We start from the raw sequence: 19,987 nt of genomic DNA, 5'->3' as shown, positions 1-19,987 counted from the left end.
CCATAAGCGACGAACTGAAAAAAAGGCTTATTACTTACGGATTTGGTTTTGTATTTTTCATAATAGCAATTACGGAAGCGATACTTCCTCAATATAATTTTGTGTTTTATTTGGCGGCATATCTTCTTTTCGGCTTATCTGTAGTCCTTACTGCCGCTAAAAACATTGCTCATGGGGAAGTTTTCGATGAAAATTTCTTAATGAGTATATCCACTATCGGTGCTTTTGCCATCGGTGATTATAAAGAAGCCGTAGCCGTTATGATTTTCTATCAGGTGGGAGAATTCTTTCAGGATATGGCCGTCGATAGGTCGAGAAAGTCAGTTAAGTCTCTTATGAACCTGAAAGCAGATTACGCAAATCTCGTAAAAGGCGATAAAATAGAAACCATTGACCCGGCGAAAATTTCCATAGGTGATATCATTCTCGTTAAGCCCGGGGAAAAAATCCCCCTTGACGGAATAATAATAGAAGGAAAAACCCAGATAGATGCTTCTTCTCTCATAGGCGAGTCGGTTCCCCAAAGCGCTTACGAAGGCGATAGCATCATGAGCGGCTGTGTAAATCTTACAGGCGCAGTTAAAGTAAAGGTCACAAAGGATTACTCCAACTCAACTGTTGCAAAGATTATGGAAATGGTTGAAAAAGCCAGCAGCAGAAAAGCGCCTACAGAAAAATTCATTACAAAGTTTTCAAAGGTTTATACGCCTGCTGTGGTAGGGGCCGCGGTTCTTCTGGCTGTTGTTCCTCCCCTTGTGATTCCCGGGGCCGAGTTTTCAGACTGGCTTTACAGGGCCTTAGTATTCCTGGTTGTATCCTGCCCCTGTGCCCTTGTGATATCCGTTCCTTTAAGCTTTTTCAGCGGTATAGGGTTTGCTTCTAAAAAGGGTATTCTTGTTAAGGGAAGCACTTATCTTGAGGCTCTTACGGCAGTTGACACTGTAGTTTTTGATAAAACAGGAACCCTTACAAAAGGCGTTTTCAGAGTAACAAACATAAGCCCGGAAGAAGGTCACTCCAAAGAAGAACTTCTGAAAGCAACTTATATGGTTGAAAAGCTTTCAAATCACCCTATAGCAAAGTCTATTATAAGCGAATACAGGGCTTCGGGCCTTTCGGAAGATTCGGCAGAAGTTACGGAGTATGAAGAAATAGCAGGCCACGGAGTGAAGGCTCTTTTAGACGGAAAAAATATACTTGCCGGAAATGCAAGGCTTATGGAAAAATACGGCATATCCTATAAAAACTTTGACGGCTTCGGAACCATTCTCCATGTGGCTTACGGCTCGGATTATTTAGGATATATCGTTATATCCGATATTATAAAGGAAGACAGCAAGGACGCCATAGAAAGGCTAAAGGGCCTTGGCATAAAAAATACAATAATGCTTACAGGAGACAAGAAAGAAACCGCAAACACCATAGGTTCATCTTTGGGGCTTGATCAGGTTTACGGAGAGCTCCTTCCTGATGAAAAGGTAGCAGCCATTGAAAAAATATATGCCCAAAATCCTTCAAGGAAAATAGCCTTTGCCGGCGACGGAATTAATGATGCCCCTGTTCTTGCAAGAGTAGACGTAGGCATAGCCATGGGCGGCGTAGGCTCTGATGCGGCAGTTGAGGCGGCGGATATTGTTATCATGACTGATGAGCCTTCAAAAATAGCCGATGCCATATTAACCGCAAGAAAAACCATGAAAATAGTAAAGCAAAATATTGCATTTGCTCTTATTATAAAATTTGGTGTTTTATTCCTAAGTGTATTTGGTTTTGCCTCCATGTGGCTTGCAGTATTTGCCGACGTAGGGGTTGCCCTCATTGCAATATTAAACGCTATGAGAGCAAAGTAAAAGCTTATAAAGCCTTATTTCAAGCGAAAGCTTGAAATAAGGCTTTTTTTATGGGCTGAGATATATAGTCAATTTAAAGTTAAACAGCAGCAAAGCAATATATTCACGAAAGCGCAAAATGTACCGTTTCCGAAGGAAATCGGTGTTTTTGAGTCTGCCGGGAAGGGGCCTTTGCTACTTCTGTATAAGAAATTTACTATATTCCTAAGCGGATACTAGAATTTGAACGGCTTAAAATAAGAGAAAAGCAATTGATAATGCTGGGGTTATTGACGAATTTAAGATAAAGCTGCTCCAGGAACCTCCATTGTACTACTATAAGCTTACAGACGGTAAGAGAAAATAAGGAAAAAGAACAGCAGCTTTTATATTTGTCTGTAAGGGCAGTACCCTGCTAGACTTCAATGCCTCCTTTAAGAGAATTATTATATAAAAAATAAGCTCTTAATATTAATGTAAATATGTATTTGGACGATATATATTGAAAGAGACATGGTTTTTAGAGTAGAGCAATGGAGGTAATAATTATGGCTATGTATTCAAATGTGAACAGAATGACAGGTCTTTCAGGCATAGATACGGAAAGCATGATAAAGCAGATTATGCTTTCTGAAAGTCAAAAACTTTATAAGCTTCAAAAAAATAATACTTTGCTTACATGGAAGCAGGAGGCTTACTGGTCTGTTGCCGATAAGCTTAAAACCTTTCAGGATAAGTTCCTAAGGGCCTCAAACGGCGCCAACAGTATCATGCTTCCTTCTAATTTTAATGTTTTAAGTGCTATAGCGAAAATAAATGATCAGGATACCTCAGCAGTAAGCGTATCGGCATCTTCATCGGCAGTAAGCGGAAGCCATAAGCTTCATATTTTGCAGCTTGCCACGAAGGATACCTATACTAGGAAAATCGAAAAGACGATAAAAGGAATAGAAGCACTTTCTGAAGAAAAAATAAAGAATCTTTCTGCTGAAGACAGCTTTAAACTCACCCTTGACGGTGTGACAAAGACAATTTCTTTTACGGAAGAAGAGCTTGCCGCCATAAAAAAAGAACCTGATGATAAAACTATCACTGATAAATATATAGTGGCTTTAAATCAAAAGTTGACAGGAGCTTTTGGGAAAACGAGCGAGGGAAGTTCAAGGGTTTCAGCTAAGATAGTTCAAGAGGAAGGTAAGGATGTTCTTTCTATTACAGTGGACGGAGACGGCCACACCCTTTCTATTGCCGATGGAAACCCCAGAGTATCTAAAGCGGATTTAGAGGTCTTATTTTCAGACGATATAGCTAAAAGCCTTCAGGGGAAGAAATTTGCTTTAAATGTGGAAGAAGACGGCACAGTAAAAACAGTGGAAATTGATTTTTCAAAATATAACGATGATAGGCCCTTAACAGCAAAAGCCGCCGTTTCCGAAATAAACAATGCCCTGTCTTTAAAGGGCGTTTCCGTAAGCTTTTATTTAGAAGGGGATAAATTAAAGGCCCAGACCAACGGACTTACAAATTCCAAAATAGAAATAAGTGACGGAGATGGGGGATTTTTAAACGCTTTAGGCAAAACAGAAGCCCTTGCCTTTGAAAAAACCAGCACCCTAGATAAATTTGGTGGCTTTGTAAGCGGATCAAGCAATTATGTGAATGATAATATGAAGGTTAAGGATATTTTCACAAATGCTTTTGCTGGAGGCAGCGACAGTGCTACATTTGCTATTAATGGTAAAGAAATAGAAATTAATGCAGATGATACACTTTCACAGATGATAAACAAAATAAGTGCCAGCGGCGCCAATGTAGAATTGACCTACAGCAAGCTTTCAGGAGAAATTTCTCTTTCTTCAAAGGGTACGGGAAGTACTTCTGTAATCGATATGAGCGAAGAGGCAAAGGCGTTCTTTAGCGTAGGGGAGGTTGGCGAAGACGGCGACCCGATAATGAAGCATACTGAGGCTTTAGATGCCAAATTCGAGCTTGACGGCATCCTTACATCGAGAAGCTCCAATACCTTTATCATTGACGGTGTTACCTATACCTTGAAAAGAGAAACCTCAACCATTGATGGTGGTGGTAATATAACAGGCGATCCTATAGAAATAAACGTATCCAAAGATACGTCAAAGGCAAAAACCTTGCTTGAGGAATTTGTAAAAGGCTATAACGAGCTTATTGAAAGCATCAACGGCATGGTAAACGAGAAAAAGGCCAAAGCCAGCAAATATTCAGGCTATGACCCGCTTACAGACGATGAAAAGAAGGAATTGACGGAAAACGAAATCAAGCTTTGGGAAGAAAAGGCAAAGCAGGGTATATTGTATAGAGACAGTATCCTTTCAGATATTACTTCTGCCATGAGAAACCAGCTTTATCAGCCTGTAACTTTAAGCGACGGCACAAAATTAAGCCTTTATGAACTGGGCATAACGACAACCGATAAATATTCGGAACAAGGTAAGCTCGAAATAGATGATACGAAAATAGATGCGGCCCTTGAAAAATATAGCGATAAGATTACAGAGTTTTTCACTAAATCTTCCGATATTGTTTACGGCACAAAGGGCAAAAAACAAGAAAGGTTAGCTTCTGAGGGCATAGCGGAGCGCCTGAATGATATTGTAAGAGATGCTATAGGCACAAACGGTACCATATCCAACAAAGCAGGTATTAAAGGCTCTTATACGGAAACCAACAATGCCCTTAAGAAGGAGCTTGAAGATTCTTCTCAGAAAATATCCGATATGATGACATATCTTTATGAAAAAGAAAATTATTATTATCAGCTTTTTGCAAAAATGGAGGCAGCTATCAATAAAAACAACAATCAAATGGCAAGCCTTCAATCAATGCTTGGTTTAGCATAGATTTGGCGGTGAGCTATGAGCGGTGAAAACGGCAGTTCATTGGTTGATTATTTAAATCAAAAAAGAGAGATGCTTAATGAAATGCTTTTTCTCACAAAATCTGTTCGCTTTAACGGAACCGATACGGACCCGGAAAATTATATAGCGCTTGTGGAGAAAAGACAGGAGATTATGGATAAAATTCATAATCTGGATATGGAGGCAGATTTCAGCCCCGAAAAAATTGATACTCTTCCCATTGGTCTAAGCAAGGATGCTGGGCTTTTATGGGATAATATCAAATCCTTGGCGGCGCAGATAATCGAGCTTGATAAAGAGCTTCTTGAAAAAGCGGAAGGCATTGTGAACAATCTGAAAGGTAATATGAAAACCATGCAGGAAGGAAAAAGCATACGCAATATTTACAGTGAAGATATGACGGCGTATAACGGTTACTATTTTGATAAAAGGAAGTAATAAATAGGAGGTCTATTAATATGGAAGTTGATAGTCTTAAGAATGGAGTTCAAAACGGAAATTTGTCTTCCGGCATAAATCAGACAGAAGCTGTAACTACAGAAAAAATCAAAAAGGGTTCTCAAGCCTCCTATGAGGATATAGGCGATAAAGCGGAAGGCCCTGAATTTAATGCCGTATACTTCGATAAGGTAATAGAAGAGGCCAATAAAAAGATTTTCGGTACTGATAAACAGCTTAGCTACAGCTATCATGAAGCTACCCACAGGGTTTTAATAAGAGTTATAGATATTAACACAAAAGAGATACTAAAGGAGATTCCGCCTGAAAAAACATTAGATGCTGTTGCGAAAATGTGGGAGCTTGCAGGAATTATAGTGGACGAAAAAATATAGCTTGAATTTTCAATTTCTGTTTGGGTAATATTAGGAGGTAATCATGGCTATAAGAAACCCATATAGCAGTTATGCTAACAATTCTATTGAAACCGCGTCTCCTGAGGAGCTTACTTTAAAGCTCTATGAAGGTGCAGTAAAGTTTTGCAATCAGGCCATAATTGCAATCGAAAACAAGGATTTGGATAAGGCCAACGAAACCATCATAAAGGTACAAAACATCATCAGAGAATTTCAAATAACCCTTGATATGCAATATGAGGTGTCAAAAGGTCTTGCCTTAATGTATGATTATTTACATAGAAGGCTCATTGAAGCCAATATGCAAAAAAGCATAGAAATACTGGAAGAAGTAAGAGGGTTTTTAAGAGATTTAAGAGATACATGGAAGCAGGCTATGGTTCTTGCAAAACAGAAGTAAAAAGATATCCTGTATATAAATATTTTTATTGCATGGGTCTATATAGATTATTGGATACTGGCATAAAGGCAGGTATTTTGGTTTAGCGATAACCAATAGAACGATCAAAAGCAGCGTTTATTCCGTTTCAAGTACAGCATTGAAACAGAATATGCTTTCCTACAATAACCCATTTAAGCGGAATTTGCGGCTTAAATGAAAAGCTGGAGACAAAGTCTCCAGCTTTTTAGTTTATCTATGAATATTCCTATTTCTTCTGAAAAAAGATGAGTAATGGGAGGTTTTTTTCGTAACATAGAAATTGATAGAAAGAATCAAAGATACAAATGCCAGTGCCGATAAAAATTCCATACAAGTCCCTCCATTCATCTAAATATCTGATTGTTATAATTTAAAATGATTCCTTTAATGAATACTTTAATGTGTTTGGAATAATAAAATGTTACCTACTGCTAACTTAATTATATTATAGCAGATAAGCTTTTCTGTGTCAATCAAATGAGTTAGGGATATCAAACTATTTTTAATGTTATTGATATTATTGCAAAATATTGTAAATGACAGCAAAAAACTTTATATTTCTACTTTACTCTTTATTTGTTATAATAGTGCTTGCAATATAAAAAAGTAAATAAAGTACGAACAGAGCAAGCTTTATAGCAAATGCTGTTATAATTATCAAATTTAAAATTGGTTTAAAAACTATAACGGGGTGCTCATTTAAAAAAGAGTTACAAGCTTATGCTTGTATCATTTTTTAAGTTGCTTGATATATGCTTGCTCATTTGTATGTATTTACAATTATCTATAGAGGGAGTGGAATAATGAAAGTTAGAGTAAGACCTGTATTTTTTTCCATTGTTATTTTTATTCTTGCTGCAGCAGGGCTTATGGGGTGTACGAAGAGTAAAGAAAGTACAGAAAAGGAAATTGCAACAGCAAAAAGTGCCGTTACATTTACCGATGCTTTAGGAAAGGAAATCTCCGTAGAAAACCCTGAAAATGTGGCTGCCGTTATGGGAAGCTTTGCGGAAACATGGCTACTTGCCGGCGGAGAGCTGGCAGGGGTTACAGAGGACGCCTATTCCGAAAGGGAGCTTGATTTAGGAGAAGGCGTTGTTGATTTAGGCCTTATGAAAAGCCCAAGTGTAGAAAAGCTTATAGAAATGGATACAGACCTCGTCATTTTATCCTCAAATATAGCAGAGCATGTGGATTTATACGACGCCATTAATAATGCAGGTATTACCACGGCATATTTTGATGTGGAGAGCTTTGACGATTATCTTCAGATGCTTAAAATATGTACGGATATAACAGGCAGAAAAGATTTATATGAAAAAAATGGTCTTGAAGTACAAAAACAAATAGAGGAAGCTATAAAAGGCATAAAAGGTGAGAGCCCGAAAGTTCTTTTCATAAGGGCCTTTTCCACAGGAGCAAAGGCCAAGGGAAGCGATAATATGACAGGGATTATGCTTAAAGACATGGGCTGCATCAATATAGCGGATAACGATAAAAGCCTTCTTGAAGATTTAAGTATAGAAAGCATTATTTCCGAGGACCCGGACTATATTTTTGTAGTGACCATGGGAGCATCAAGTGAAAAGGCTATTGAATCTCTTAAAAAGGGCATACAGTCAAACCCGGCTTGGAATGAGCTTTCGGCAGTTAAAAATGATCGTTACATAGTGCTTCCGAAGGATTTATTCCACTATAAGCCAAATGCCAGATGGGGAGAAAGCTATGAAATGCTTAAGGAAATTCTTTATTCAGATAAAACAGAATAAGCCGGATTTTAAAACCATCATGTTTTTTAGTATTGGGGTTCTTTTCATTGCCATAGTATTAAGTATCTGCATAGGTTCCGTAAATATAAGCCTTAAAGATATTACAGAAGCGCTTATTTTAAGAGAAAATTCCAAAACCTATAGAATCATAGCCCATGTGCGGTTTCCGAGAATGCTTGCCGCCTTGCTTTCAGGCAGTGCCCTTGCAGTTTCCGGCGCAGTAATACAGTCGGTTTTAGAAAATCCCCTTGCAGGGCCGAATATTATAGGGGTAAATTCCGGTGCGGGATTTGCAGTTATTTTGTTTTATGCTTTTTTTCCCGATTATTTTTATCTGTCTCCTTTTGCCGCATTTTTAGGTGCGCTTTTTACGGTGCTTTTTGTATATTTGTTATCCTCAAGAACAGGGGCGGGCAGGGCAACCTTAATCCTTGCAGGAGTAGCCGTAAGCAGCCTCTTAAGCGCCGGAATAGATACAATAGTCACTTTCTTTCCGGAAGCGCTAACGGGAACCACCTCCTTTAGAATCGGAAGCATCGCAGGAGCAACCATAGACAGCATCAGGCTTCCCGGGATAATCATATTATTGGCAATCCTTCTTACCATAAGCCTTTCCAATGAAATGGACGTGCTTTCTCTTGGGGAAACTACAGCCAAAAGTCTTGGCCTTAACACGAAGCTTTATAAATTTATCTTTCTTGTTTCAGGGGCGGCCCTTGCAGGCGCATCTGTAAGCTTTGCCGGTCTTTTAGGATTTATAGGCCTTATTATTCCCCATGCAGCAAGGTTCTTTACAGGAAATGAAAGTAAGAAGCTTCTGCCTCTTTCGGCAATTATGGGAGCGGCCTTCGCCTGTATATGTGATACCCTAGCAAGAGTAATATTTGCCCCTTATGAGCTTCCTTTGGGAATCATCATGTCTTTTTTAGGAGTTCCATTTTTCATATGGCTTCTTCTGGGACGAAAAAGGAGGCGTGAAGATGCTTGAAGCGTTGAATATTACAGGGGGATATTTCAAAGAGCCTAAGATACATAATGTTTCCCTTGGGTTTTCGGAAGGAGAAATCACAACAATCATCGGCCCGAACGGCTGCGGAAAGTCCACATTTATAAAAATTACCGCAGGCCTATTAGAGCCTTTCTGCGGAAAAGTTCTGCTTAAAGGCAGAGAGTTATCTACTATAAAAAGATGTGATGTAGCCAAAGAGATTTCGTATCTTCCCCAATCAAGAAATACTTATAATATTACCGTTGAAAAAATGGTTCTCCATGGAAGATTCCCTTATTTAGGCTATCCCAGAAGGTACACGAAAAAAGATTATGAAATAGCACGGGAAGCTATGAAGGCAACGAATATTTTTCATTTGGCCCATAAAAATTTAAGCCGTATCTCGGGAGGAGAAAGGCAAAAGGCCTATATTGCCATGGTTATTGCTCAGGATACGGAAATCGTCTTTCTCGATGAGCCGACGACGTATCTGGATATATCCCACCAGCTTGAAATCATGAATATGGCAAAGCTTCTTAAAGAACGGGGAAAAACTGTTATTATGGTTTTGCATGATTTGAATTTGGCCCTTAAAAATTCCGATAAAATAGCTCTCATGAATAAGGGGGAGATGATAATTTCAGGAAAGCCGGAAGACGTGTACGAATCAGGCCGTATAAACGAGGCCTTTGGGGTTTCCATTTCCAAGGAGGAAACAAAAACCGCAGGTATCCAATATTTTTTTAGGAATATTTGATAAATTGCAGAGATACTGTAATATCTTTAACAAAGATGAAAATCTGTTTGTTAAAAAGGCGCTTCCTAAAAAAGATTTACAAGCTTACGCTTATATCTTATTTTAAGTTCCCTTTGTATAAATTGACGGCCTATGCAGGCTGTGTTATACTTTAAGAAATGCTTTAAAGACAGGCAAACAGGTAAATTCCTGTGCGGGTTCGCCACCGTGAAATAAGAAGAAATCTTCTTATGAAGCCGGAAAACTGTCTTTAAGTAACAGAGTTTCTGTTACTTAAGCCATAGCGGAAAACTGGCCGCAAACTGCTTGCCTACGAAACATAGGAGAAGCAGCCACAAGCCCTGAGCTTTTGCCGCCGTTTTCGTATAGAAAATGGTTTTTTTATTATTATGAGAAGGCACGAACTTAGTAACCAGGGCTCACTTAAAAGAGATTTACAAGCTTATGCTTGATTTTAAGTTCTCTGAGCATAAAAATGCCCTGTGAGCTTTATAAGTGGCGGTTTGGATTGCCCGCAGCCTATTTAAAATAATTTAGTTGTAGTAAAAAACTGTATATTTTATACTTAGTGAATCTGAAAATAGTTACAGTGAAGATAGATGAACGCTTCCTCATAGTCAATAAAGGTCCTTTTCAGCTTTGTTGACTATGAAGGGCTTAATATAAGCGTTTCTATTATGTTTAAGCCGTTTATGAAAATAGGGTTTTGCTACTATTTTAAAGCTATTTTACGCTGAACTTTATTATATTCCAGGAGGATATTATGGGAAAAGATGCAATTTTATTAATCAGTTTTGGTACTACCTATGACGAAACAAGAGAAAAGACGATTAACAATATTGAAAAAGCAATATCCGAAAAATACCCTTCTTATGCTTTGGTTCAGGCTTATACAAGCTCCATGATTATAAGGAGCCTTTCAAAAAGAGGCATGAAGATTTTTAACGTGAAAGAAGCCCTTCAAAAGCTTTTAGATGACGGCATAGAAAATCTGCATATTCAGTCTACCCACATCATATGCGGTGACGAGTATGAGAAAATGCTTCGTATGGTTTCTGAATATGAGGATAAATTTAAAACAATCACCGTAGGAAAGCCTTTATTTGCAGATTATTCCGATGTTGAAACCTTTACGAATATTATATCAAAGGCCTTCCCGCTGGAAGAAGACGAAGCTCTTGTTTTAATGGGCCACGGAACAGAACATGAAATTAATAAGGTATATGAGGAAATCAAGGCCGAATTTGATAAAAAAGGCTTTCAGAATATTCTTGTAGGCACCGTTGAAGCAAAGCCCGATATTGAAGATATTATAGAAGCACTGAAAGAAATGAAGCCTAAAAAAGTAAAGCTTACGCCTTTGATGCTTGTTGCGGGAGACCATGCCACAAATGATATGGCAGGAGATGAGGACGACAGCTGGAAAGCAATCATTGCCAATGAAGGCATCGAGGTTGAAGTCATACTGAAAGGCCTTGGCGAATACGAAGAAATAAGAACTATTTATATGAACCATTTGGAAGAATCCATGAAGAAATAAATATAGTATAGTAAATTTCAAGCAAAACAGGAACAAAACCGTATATTTGCGAGAATTCAAAAATGTACTGTTTTCGAAGGAAATCCGTGTTTTTGAATCCGCAGCGAATAGGTTTTTGTTCCTTCTTTATAAGAAATTTACTATAAATTAAAGCAAAATGAGATTGAAATAGAAACAAAAAGCTATTTTCCATAAACGGCTTTTGCTGCTGTTTAATTTTAAATTTATTATAAAAAAGTTTAGCTGAAAGTACAGGGGCGGTTTTCTTGTTTGAGCATTATATCACAAAAGGAAGAAAAAAATTAAGATGCGGGTATACTACCGGAACCTGTGCGACGATTGCCGCAAAGGCTTCTGCCCTTATGCTTTTAAGCCAAAATACCGCTTCAAAAGCAGATATTATGACCCCAAAGGGATTAAAAGTAGAAGCAATGCTTCATGATATCATACTGAATGAAGAAAAGGCCTCCTGTGCTGTAGAAAAGGATTCCGGCGACGATATTGATGCCACCAGAGGGATGCTGATTTATGCTGAAGTGTCTTTTAGAGATGACGGAAAAATTATTGTAGACGGGGGAAAGGGCATCGGCAGGGTAACCAGGCGGGGGCTGCAGCAAAACGTCGGAGAAGCCGCCATCAATAAGGTTCCGATGCAAATGATAGAAGAAGCGGTTTTAAAGGTATGCAAAGAATATCGTTATACCGGCGGCCTTAATGTAATTATCAGCGCCCCTATGGGAGAAGAAATAGCCAAGAAGACCTTTAACGCAAACCTTGGCATTGAAGGGGGTATTTCCATTCTCGGAACCACAGGCATCGTGGAGCCCCAGAGCCTTCAAGCCCTTGTAGATACTATAGAAGCAGAAATCAAGATGATTTCGGCAGAGCATAAGAAGGATATTATCATCACCCCCGGTAATTACGGGGAGGATTTTTTAAAAAGTTATCCTTTTGCGGAAAAAATCCCTCAGATAAAATGCGCTAATTTTATCGGAGAAACCATCGATTTTCTCTTAAACTACGGCTTTGAAAATGTGCTTCTTGTAGGCCATATCGGGAAATTTGTAAAGCTTTCCGCCAATATGCTAAATACCCATTCCATGTATGGGGATGGCAGGGCAGAAATCATAACGGCCCATGCAGGAGTCTCCGGGGCGGATAAAGAAATACTCATACGCCTTATGAATAGCGTAACCACAGACGAGGCCATAGAAATCCTTGATGAAGTTCATTTAAGGGATAGGGTTATGGCATCTCTTATGGAAAAAATAGAGCATAATATCAAACGAAAGGCCGAGGGCCTGAATACAGAAATTATGATTTACAGCAATCAATGGGGTATCCTCGCCAAAAGCAGCGGTTTAGATAGGCTTATGGCATATTTCAGAGAAATTGCCCCATAAAAATAAATCTAAAGAGGTACATCATGAAAAAAGGAGTATTCTACGGCGTGGGCATCGGCCCGGGAGACCCGGAGCTTTTGACTTTGAAAGCCGTAAAGACCATTGAAAATTCTCAAATCATTCTTGCGCCGGAAACAAAAAGCGGGCAATCCTTAGCTTTAAGCATCGCAGAAGGAGCCGTGGATTTTTCAGGGAAAAAGGTTGTGAAAATAGCTTTTCCCATGGTAAAGGATGCAACAATCAGACAAAAAAGATATGAAGCAATAGCCAAAGAAGCGGAAGGCTATTTAAATCAGGGATTGAATGTTTCCATGCTTAATTTGGGTGATGTTTCCATCTATTCTACCGTAAGCTATATCCTTCCTTTAATTAAGGAGAAAGGCTTTGAAACTCAAATGATTCCTGGGATTACAAGCTTCTGTGCCGTGGGGGCAAGATTGCAGGAAAGCCTTACTTCCATCGAAAAGCCTTTGCATATTGTGCCCATGTGCCATGAAGGCCTTGAAGAAAACATTGGCCTAAAAGGCACTAAGGTTTTGATGAAAAACAAAGAATCCATTGAAAGCGTTAAAAAAGCATTAGCTGAAGCAGGACTTTTGGAAAAAGCCATTTTGGTGGAAAACTGCGGCTTGCCCAATGAAAAGGTTATATATGATATGAACGAAGCGCAAGACGGCGGAAGTTATTTTACGACTATTATAGTAAAGGATTAGATGCTATGGTCTATTTTGTAGGAGCGGGAAGCGGAGGGGCGGACCTTATAACCGTAAGAGGAGCAAGGCTTCTGGAAAAGGCAGATTGCGTCATCTATGCGGGAAGCCTTGTAAATAAAGAGCTTTTAGAATACTGCCGTAAAGATGCTTTAATTTATAACAGTGCAGAAATGACCCTTGAAGAAGTGATTACTGTCATGAAAGAAGCCGAGAAAAAGGGCTGCCTTACAGTACGGCTTCACACGGGGGATCCATGCCTTTACGGTGCCATAAAAGAGCAGATGGACGAGCTTGACGAAAGAAATATAGCCTATGACGTAGTGCCGGGGGTTTCAAGTTTCTGCGGTGCAGCGGCTGCTTTAAAGGCAGAATATACCCTTCCGGGGGTAAGCCAAAGCGTCATTATCACAAGAATGGAAGGCAGGACCCCTGTGCCTGAAAAGGAAAAAATAGCTTCCTTTGCCGCCCATGGAGCCACGATGGTGATTTTTTTAAGCACAGGGCTTATAAAGGGATTGCAGCAGGAGCTGATAAAAGGCGGCTATTCGGAGGATACACCGGCGGCAATCGTTTATAAAGCCACATGGCCCGATGAAAAGGTGTTTCGGTGCAGGCTTTCGGAGCTTGCGGAAACCGCCGAAAAGAACAATATAAAAAAGACTGCCCTGATTCTCGTGGGGGGCTTTTTAGGAGAACCATACGAAAGGTCAAGGCTTTATGCCCCGGACTTTACAACGGAATTCCGTAAAGGAACAACAAATGAAAATTAATATGATTGCATTTACTGAAAAAGGAATGGCCCTTGGAGAAAGGCTCCAAGAGCTTCTTCACCAGAAAGGAAACAGCATAAGCCTTTCTTCCGGGAAAAAGGAGCACACGAACCTTTCAAAATGGACGGAAGAGAGCTTCAAGGAAGCAGGGGCCCTGATATTCATAGGGGCCACCGGTATTGCCGTAAGGGCTATTGCCCCCTTTATGAAATCCAAAACCGTAGACCCTGCCGTAATCGTCATAGATGAAAAAGGGTGCTTTGTGATATCCTTGCTTTCCGGCCATTTAGGCGGAGCCAATGCCCTTACGGAGGAAATATCAAAGCTCATAGAGGCGGTTCCTGTGATTACGACGGCGACAGATATTAACAATGTCTTTGCCGTAGACACATGGGCGAAGAAAAACAATCTTTCCATCGCCAATCCTGAAAAAATAGCCCCGGTTTCCGCTAAAATTTTATCAGGCAAAAATATCTATATAAAAAGCCTTTATGAAATCAAAGGAAAAATCCCTAAAGGGGTTCAATTAGAAGGAACTCAGCCTGACGTCATAATAAGCCCTTATAAAATAAAAGAAGACGCCCTTCATTTAATTCCAAAGAGCTTATGTTTAGGTATCGGCTGCCGTAAAGATATGGCTGCGGAAAAAATGGAAAAGGCTTTCGCAGAGCTTTTAAGTCTTTCAGAGATTCATGAAAAAGCTATTTTTAAGATAGCTACCATAGACTTAAAAAAAGATGAAAAGGCAATTTTAAATCTTTCGGAAAAACATAATATCCCTCTCGTTATTTTTACTTCGCAGGAGCTTGTGGCGGCAAAAGGGGATTTTGTCTCTTCGGATTTTGTAAAGAGCGTTACAGGAGTAGACAATGTATGTGAAAGAAGCGCCGTATTGGGAAATAACGGCAGGCTTATTTTCAGAAAAAGAGCCTTTGACGGCATCACCATGGCCCTTTCGGAGGGCAATTATAATATAGATTTTGAGGTATAGTATGGGAAAATTATATGTTGTGGGCATCGGCCCGGGAGATATTGAAAACATGACCCAAAAGGCTTTAACAGCCTTAGAGGAATCAGATATCATCGTAGGATATACAGTATATGCGGACTTATTAAAGGAGAAGTTTTCCCATAAGGAGTTTATGACAACCCCCATGAAACAGGAAAAAATACGCTGTGAAGCCGCCCTTTCAGAAGCTTCCAAGGGGAAAACCATTGCCATGGTTTCCAGCGGTGACGCAGGAGTTTACGGCATGGCGGGGCTTATATACGAGCTTTTAAGTGACTATGAAAATGTTTCAGTGGAAGTAATCCCTGGAATTACAGCGGCTTTAAGCGGCGGAGCAGTCCTTGGGGCGCCTTTGGGCCATGATTTTTCCGTCATTTCTTTAAGTGATTTATTAACCCCTTGGGAACTGATTGAAAAACGCTTAAGGCTTTCTGCGGAAGCCGATATGGCTATATGCCTTTATAATCCTTCCAGCAGGAAAAGAAGCGACTATTTAGAAAAGGCCTGCAGCATCATGATGGAACATAAGCCTCCTGAAACTGTTTGCGGCTTAGTAAGAAATATCGGCCGTCACGGGGAAGCATATAAGGTGTTAAGCTTAAAGGAATTAAAAGACGAAAAAGTAGATATGTTTACCACTGTTTTTATAGGAAATAAAGAGACTGTTATGATAGATAACAAAATGGTAACACCGAGGGGCTACAGATTATAATGAAAAAGATTTTGATTTTCGGCGGAACGACAGAAGGGCGATCCCTTTCAGAAGCATTATCAAAGCTTGATTTAGATATTACTGTGTCTGTTGCAACAGAATACGGCTATAGCCTGATGGATCGGAATATCAAAACCATCTATGGCAGAATGGATGCCGAAGAAATGAAAAGCTTCTTCATAAGTGAAGAATTTGATACCGTCATTGACGCCACCCACCCTTACGCCATTATAGCAACGGAGAATATAAAAAAAGCGGCTATGGATACGGGCATAAAATATATGCGGCTTTTAAGAGAAAAATCGGATACCAAAGGCCTTATTATAGTAAAAGATATAGCAGAAGCGATTGAAATTATCAATCAAAACGAAGGCAATATCCTTCTTTCCACAGGAAGCAAGGATTTGGAAGCTTATACAAGAGTTTCTGATTTTTCCGAAAGGGTATATCCAAGGGTATTGCCTACGGTGGAAGCAATTGAGGCCTGTGACAGGCTAGGCTATAAAAAAAGCAATATTATTGCTATGCAGGGGCCTTTTTCAAAGGAAATTAATCTTGCCTTATACAGGCAGTTCAATATAAAAATACTTATCACGAAAGACGGCGGAAAGGCCGGCGGCTTTATGGAAAAAATAGAAGCCGCAAGAGAATGCAATCTCCTTTCTGTTGTTATAAAGCGTTCCGAAGAAGAAGGCATGAGCTTTAAAGAAATTCTTTCAGCCTTTAAGGAGGAAATATGAAAATAGCTTTAATCGGAATCGGCATGGGAAACAGAGACACCCTTACCATAGGCGCCGAAAAAAGAATCAAAGAAGCCGACTGCCTTATCGGAGCAAAGCGGATTTTACAGAGCTTTTCCGATATTTCTGCAGATAAATTTGAAGAAATTAATTCAGAGAAAATAGCCGAAATCATAAAAAGCAATGGGTATAAAAACATCTGCGTGCTTTTAAGCGGTGACATCGGCATCTATAGCGGTGCAAAGGGCCTGTATGAACATATTTCAGCTTATGAAATAGACACCTATCCCGGCATCTCAACAGTTCAGTATTTGGCTTCAAAGCTTAAAAAGCCATGGCAGGAGATGCATTTAGCAACGGCCCACGGCATAGAGACGGATATTTTACCCATTATACTTTCTCATAAGGAATGTTTTTTTACAACCGGCGGAAAAATTACTCCTAAAACCATGATCAGTGATTTAGTTGAAAGTAATTTGGAAGATATTGTGGTTCACATAGGGGAGAATCTTTCCTATGAAAATGAATGCATTACTTCGGGAAAAGCAAAGGAGCTTTATGGGAAGGATTTTTCCTCTTTAAGTGCTGTTATTTTAGAAAATCCTTATTTTTCAGCGGAGGAATATGTGAATTCCGGTCTTCCCGATGAGGTTTTCAATAGAGGCAGTGTTCCTATGACAAAATCAGAGGTCAGAAGCATTATCCTATCGAAGCTTAAAGTAAGAGAAAACGATCTAATTTACGATATCGGCGCAGGGACAGGCTCTATATCCATAGAGCTTGGCAGGCTTTTAAAAAACGGCACAGTCTATGCCATAGATCATAATGGGGAAGCCTGCGGCCTTATCAGAGAAAATGCAAGAAAATTTCATTTAGGGAATATAAAAGTAGTGGAGGGTACGGCTCCGGAAGCCTTGGAAGGCCTTCCGATGCCAAATGCGGCATTTATCGGAGGCTCCAAAGGAAATATTGAAGAAATTATTGAAACCTTACTAAATAGAAATCCCAATATGCGTATTGCGGCAAGTGCTATCACCTTGGAAACAGTTTTAGAAGTCCTAGCTTCATTTAAAAAACATTCCATAGAAAACTCTGAAATCATTGAAGTTAATATTTCAAGGTCAAAGCCAGCCGGTGAAAAACATATGATGCTTGCTCAAAATCCTATCTATATTATAAGCGGAGGGGTTTCCTAATGAATATGCCAAGAATCCTCATTTCAGCCCCCAGAAGCGGAGAAGGAAAAACCACCGTTACCTGCGGTATTTTACAGGCGCTTATGAATAGAGGCCTGAAGCTTTCTGCCTTTAAATCGGGGCCGGATTATATTGACCCCATGTTCCATAAAAAAATAATCAATGCCGACAGTCATAATATGGATTTGTTTTTTGTTGATGAGTCTATGGCAAGAGGTATTTTTTCCAAATACGCAAAGGATTCTGATTTTTCTGTCATCGAAGGGGCCATGGGTTATTATGACGGTCTCGGCGGCATCAGCCATAGGGCCTCTGCCTACGAAGTGAGCAAAACCCTTACGGCACCTGTCATTTTGACAATCAACGCAAGAGGGGCTTCTCTTTCCTTAGGGGCGTTAATCAAAGGCTTTAAAGAATTTAGAAAAGACAGCAATATTGCAGGCATTATATTGAATAAATGCCCTAAAATGCTTTATGAAAAATTCGCAGGCACCTTAGAAGAAGAAACAGGAATTCCTATCATCGGCTATCTTCCGGAAAAGAAAGAAATTGCCATTGAAAGCAGGCATCTAGGCCTTGTTACGACAGGAGAGCAAAAGGATTTAAAAGAAAAAATCATGGTTTTAGCAGAAGAAATAGAAAAATCTATTGATTTAGATAAACTTATAGCAATCGGAAATTCTGCCCCGGAGATAAAAGGGGAGCTTCCGCCAATAAGGCCTATGTATCGCCCCGGGCCTAAAATCGCCGTTGCCATGGACGAAGCCTTTTGCTTTTACTACGATGAAAATCTGGATATTTTAAAGGAATTGGGGGGAGAGCTTATTGATATAAGTCCCCTAAATGATGCGGAAATTCCGGAGAATATAGACGCCCTTTATATCGGCGGCGGTTATCCCGAGCTTTACGCAGATAAATTAAGTAAAAATAAATCCATGCTTAAAAGCATTAAAAATGCGGCGGATAAAGGAATGCCTGTCTTTGCGGAATGCGGCGGCTTTCTGTATCTGAATGCATCCCTTGAAGGTACTGATTCAACAGAGTATCCCATGGCAGGGGTATTTTCCAAAAGAGCATATAAAACGGAGAAATTACAGCGCTTCGGCTATATCAGCCTGATTTCCAATGAAGATAATATTCTTGTTAAAAAAGGTGAAAGCATCAATGCCCATGAGTTTCATTATTGGGATACGGAAGAAAACGGCCGCAGCTTCATCGCCGAAAAGCCTTTTTCCAATAGGCAATATGAATGTATTATTGCCGAAAAGAATATATTTGCGGGATTTCCCCATCTTTATTTTTACGGCAATATTGAATTTGCAAAAGGCTTTATAAAATCAGCTTATGAATTTCACGAAAAGAGAATAAAAAATGAATGATATTTTAATTATTTCGGCAGGGTTTCTATTGGATATGCTTTTTGGCGACCCAAAGTGGCTTTACCACCCTGTCATTGCCATAGGAAAGCTCATAAGCTTCATGGAAAGAGGTTTAAGAAAATTATTTCCCAAGGATTCAAAAGGAGAGCTTGCGGCAGGTTTTTTTCTCGCTGTTTTAGTTCCGCTGATTTCATGGGGAACGGCGTTTTTCATTCTTTTTATTGCAAAGAGAATAAACCTATATCTTTATTACGGAATAGAAATATTCATGTGCTTTCAGATATTTGCTATGAAAAGCTTGAAAAATGAAAGCATGAATGTATATGAAAAGGTTCAGGCAAAGGATTTTGAAGGCGCAAGAACTGCCGTAGGAAGAATTGTCGGAAGAGATACAAAAAACCTTGATTTTAAAGGCATCACAAAGGCTGCCGTAGAAACCGTAGCAGAAAACTTATGTGACGGAGTAACGGCCCCGATGTTTTTTATATTTATAGGAGGGGCGCCCCTTGGATTTTTCTATAAGGCTGTGAACACCATGGACAGTATGGTAGGATATAAAAATGAGAAATATTTTTATTTCGGGAAAGTAGCGGCAAGGCTTGATGACGTGATGAATTTTATCCCTTCAAGACTTTCGGCTTTTATGATTATTGCGTCAGCTTTTATGCTGAATATGGACTATAAAAATGCATGGAAGGTATTTAAGAAAGACCGGCTGAACCATAAAAGCCCCAATTCTGCCCAGACGGAATCCGCGGCGGCAGGGGCTTTAAGAGTGGAGCTTGCAGGAAACGCCTATTATTTCGGAGAGCTTTATGAAAAGCCGACCATAGGGAAAGCCTTGAAAGAAATAGAGCCGGAGGATATCCCTTCAGTGAACAAGCTTTTATATGCTTCCAGCATATTGTTTCTACTTATGCTCTCTATTCTTAAAATCGCCGTGAGCACATGAAAAATTATCATATAGCTTCTGCTTTCTATAAAATTACGCTCAGTGGTTTTTAACAATGGTA

The 19,987-nt window shown here is 39.5% G+C and carries 18 protein-coding genes; all 18 read left to right on the top strand.

Annotated features, from left to right (window positions below):
- Positions 1–2: 2 nt before the first annotated feature.
- The 18 genes from NBX03_RS12455 to cbiB all read left to right on the top strand — a co-directional run bounded on the left by NBX03_RS12455 (position 3) and on the right by cbiB (position 19,926).
- Positions 3–1,850, top strand: coding sequence for a heavy metal translocating P-type ATPase (locus NBX03_RS12455; protein ID WP_456298370.1), 1,848 nt, complete (start codon positions 3–5; stop codon positions 1,848–1,850).
- A 527-nt stretch (positions 1,851–2,377) separates the two neighbouring features.
- A complete protein-coding gene (gene fliD, locus NBX03_RS12450; RefSeq protein WP_250228089.1) occupies positions 2,378–4,705 on the top strand; it encodes a flagellar filament capping protein FliD in 2,328 nt (775 codons plus the stop codon).
- A gap of 15 nt (positions 4,706–4,720) precedes the next feature.
- Positions 4,721–5,161, top strand: coding sequence for a hypothetical protein (locus NBX03_RS12445; protein WP_250228088.1), 441 nt, complete (start codon positions 4,721–4,723; stop codon positions 5,159–5,161).
- Positions 5,162–5,181: 20 nt separating this feature from the next.
- A complete protein-coding gene (locus NBX03_RS12440) occupies positions 5,182–5,556 on the top strand; it encodes a flagellar protein FlaG (RefSeq protein ID WP_250228087.1) in 375 nt (124 codons plus the stop codon).
- 43 nt (positions 5,557–5,599) lie between these two features.
- A complete protein-coding gene (fliS, locus tag NBX03_RS12435; protein ID WP_250228086.1) occupies positions 5,600–5,977 on the top strand; it encodes a flagellar export chaperone FliS in 378 nt (125 codons plus the stop codon).
- An 824-nt stretch (positions 5,978–6,801) separates the two neighbouring features.
- Positions 6,802–7,767, top strand: a complete 966-nt coding sequence (locus tag NBX03_RS12430) for an ABC transporter substrate-binding protein (protein ID WP_250228085.1) — start codon at positions 6,802–6,804, stop codon at positions 7,765–7,767.
- Entirely contained in the window at positions 7,724–8,755 is a 1,032-nt protein-coding gene (locus tag NBX03_RS12425; RefSeq protein ID WP_250228084.1) for a FecCD family ABC transporter permease, read from the top strand. The genes NBX03_RS12430 and NBX03_RS12425 overlap by 44 nt, the downstream gene beginning before the upstream one ends.
- Complete coding sequence (locus NBX03_RS12420; RefSeq protein ID WP_250228083.1) at positions 8,748–9,512, top strand: ABC transporter ATP-binding protein; 765 nt, start codon at positions 8,748–8,750, stop codon at positions 9,510–9,512. The genes NBX03_RS12425 and NBX03_RS12420 overlap by 8 nt, the downstream gene beginning before the upstream one ends.
- Before the next feature lie 763 nt (positions 9,513–10,275).
- Positions 10,276–11,052, top strand: coding sequence for a sirohydrochlorin cobaltochelatase (locus NBX03_RS12415; protein ID WP_250228082.1), 777 nt, complete (start codon positions 10,276–10,278; stop codon positions 11,050–11,052).
- A 266-nt stretch (positions 11,053–11,318) separates the two neighbouring features.
- Positions 11,319–12,455 carry a cobalt-precorrin-5B (C(1))-methyltransferase CbiD gene (gene cbiD, locus NBX03_RS12410; protein ID WP_250228081.1) on the top strand — a complete coding sequence of 379 codons (1,137 nt, stop codon included), beginning with the start codon at positions 11,319–11,321 and terminating at the stop codon, positions 12,453–12,455.
- A gap of 23 nt (positions 12,456–12,478) precedes the next feature.
- Positions 12,479–13,168 (top strand): precorrin-2 C(20)-methyltransferase, encoded by a 690-nt coding sequence (gene cobI, locus NBX03_RS12405; protein WP_250228080.1) that lies wholly within the window; start codon positions 12,479–12,481, stop codon positions 13,166–13,168.
- Between the two features lie 5 nt (positions 13,169–13,173).
- Entirely contained in the window at positions 13,174–13,938 is a 765-nt protein-coding gene (gene cobM, locus NBX03_RS12400) for a precorrin-4 C(11)-methyltransferase (RefSeq protein ID WP_250228079.1), read from the top strand.
- The gene (locus NBX03_RS12395) at positions 13,928–14,929 is read left to right on the top strand and encodes a cobalt-precorrin 5A hydrolase (protein ID WP_250228078.1); all 1,002 of its coding nucleotides are present in this window, start codon (positions 13,928–13,930) and stop codon (positions 14,927–14,929) included. The genes cobM and NBX03_RS12395 overlap by 11 nt, the downstream gene beginning before the upstream one ends.
- Position 14,930: 1 nt before the next feature.
- Positions 14,931–15,659, top strand: coding sequence for a precorrin-3B C(17)-methyltransferase (gene cobJ / locus NBX03_RS12390; protein WP_250228077.1), 729 nt, complete (start codon positions 14,931–14,933; stop codon positions 15,657–15,659).
- Positions 15,659–16,399 carry a precorrin-6A reductase gene (gene cobK, locus NBX03_RS12385; RefSeq protein ID WP_250228076.1) on the top strand — a complete coding sequence of 247 codons (741 nt, stop codon included), beginning with the start codon at positions 15,659–15,661 and terminating at the stop codon, positions 16,397–16,399. The genes cobJ and cobK overlap by 1 nt, the downstream gene beginning before the upstream one ends.
- Positions 16,396–17,595, top strand: a complete 1,200-nt coding sequence (gene cbiE / locus NBX03_RS12380; RefSeq protein WP_250228075.1) for a precorrin-6y C5,15-methyltransferase (decarboxylating) subunit CbiE — start codon at positions 16,396–16,398, stop codon at positions 17,593–17,595. Before cobK ends, cbiE begins: the two co-directional genes overlap by 4 nt.
- Entirely contained in the window at positions 17,595–18,974 is a 1,380-nt protein-coding gene (locus NBX03_RS12375) for a cobyrinate a,c-diamide synthase (protein ID WP_250228074.1), read from the top strand. Before cbiE ends, NBX03_RS12375 begins: the two co-directional genes overlap by 1 nt.
- Positions 18,967–19,926, top strand: coding sequence for an adenosylcobinamide-phosphate synthase CbiB (cbiB, locus tag NBX03_RS12370; RefSeq protein WP_250228073.1), 960 nt, complete (start codon positions 18,967–18,969; stop codon positions 19,924–19,926). The genes NBX03_RS12375 and cbiB overlap by 8 nt, the downstream gene beginning before the upstream one ends.
- Positions 19,927–19,987 lie beyond the last annotated feature (61 nt).

Source organism: Anaeropeptidivorans aminofermentans (assembly GCF_940670685.1).
Classification (GTDB): Bacteria; Bacillota; Clostridia; order Lachnospirales; family UBA5962; genus Anaeropeptidivorans; species Anaeropeptidivorans aminofermentans.
Note: the sequence above shows the minus strand (reverse complement) of the source record. Positions and strands in the feature narration are given on the sequence as shown.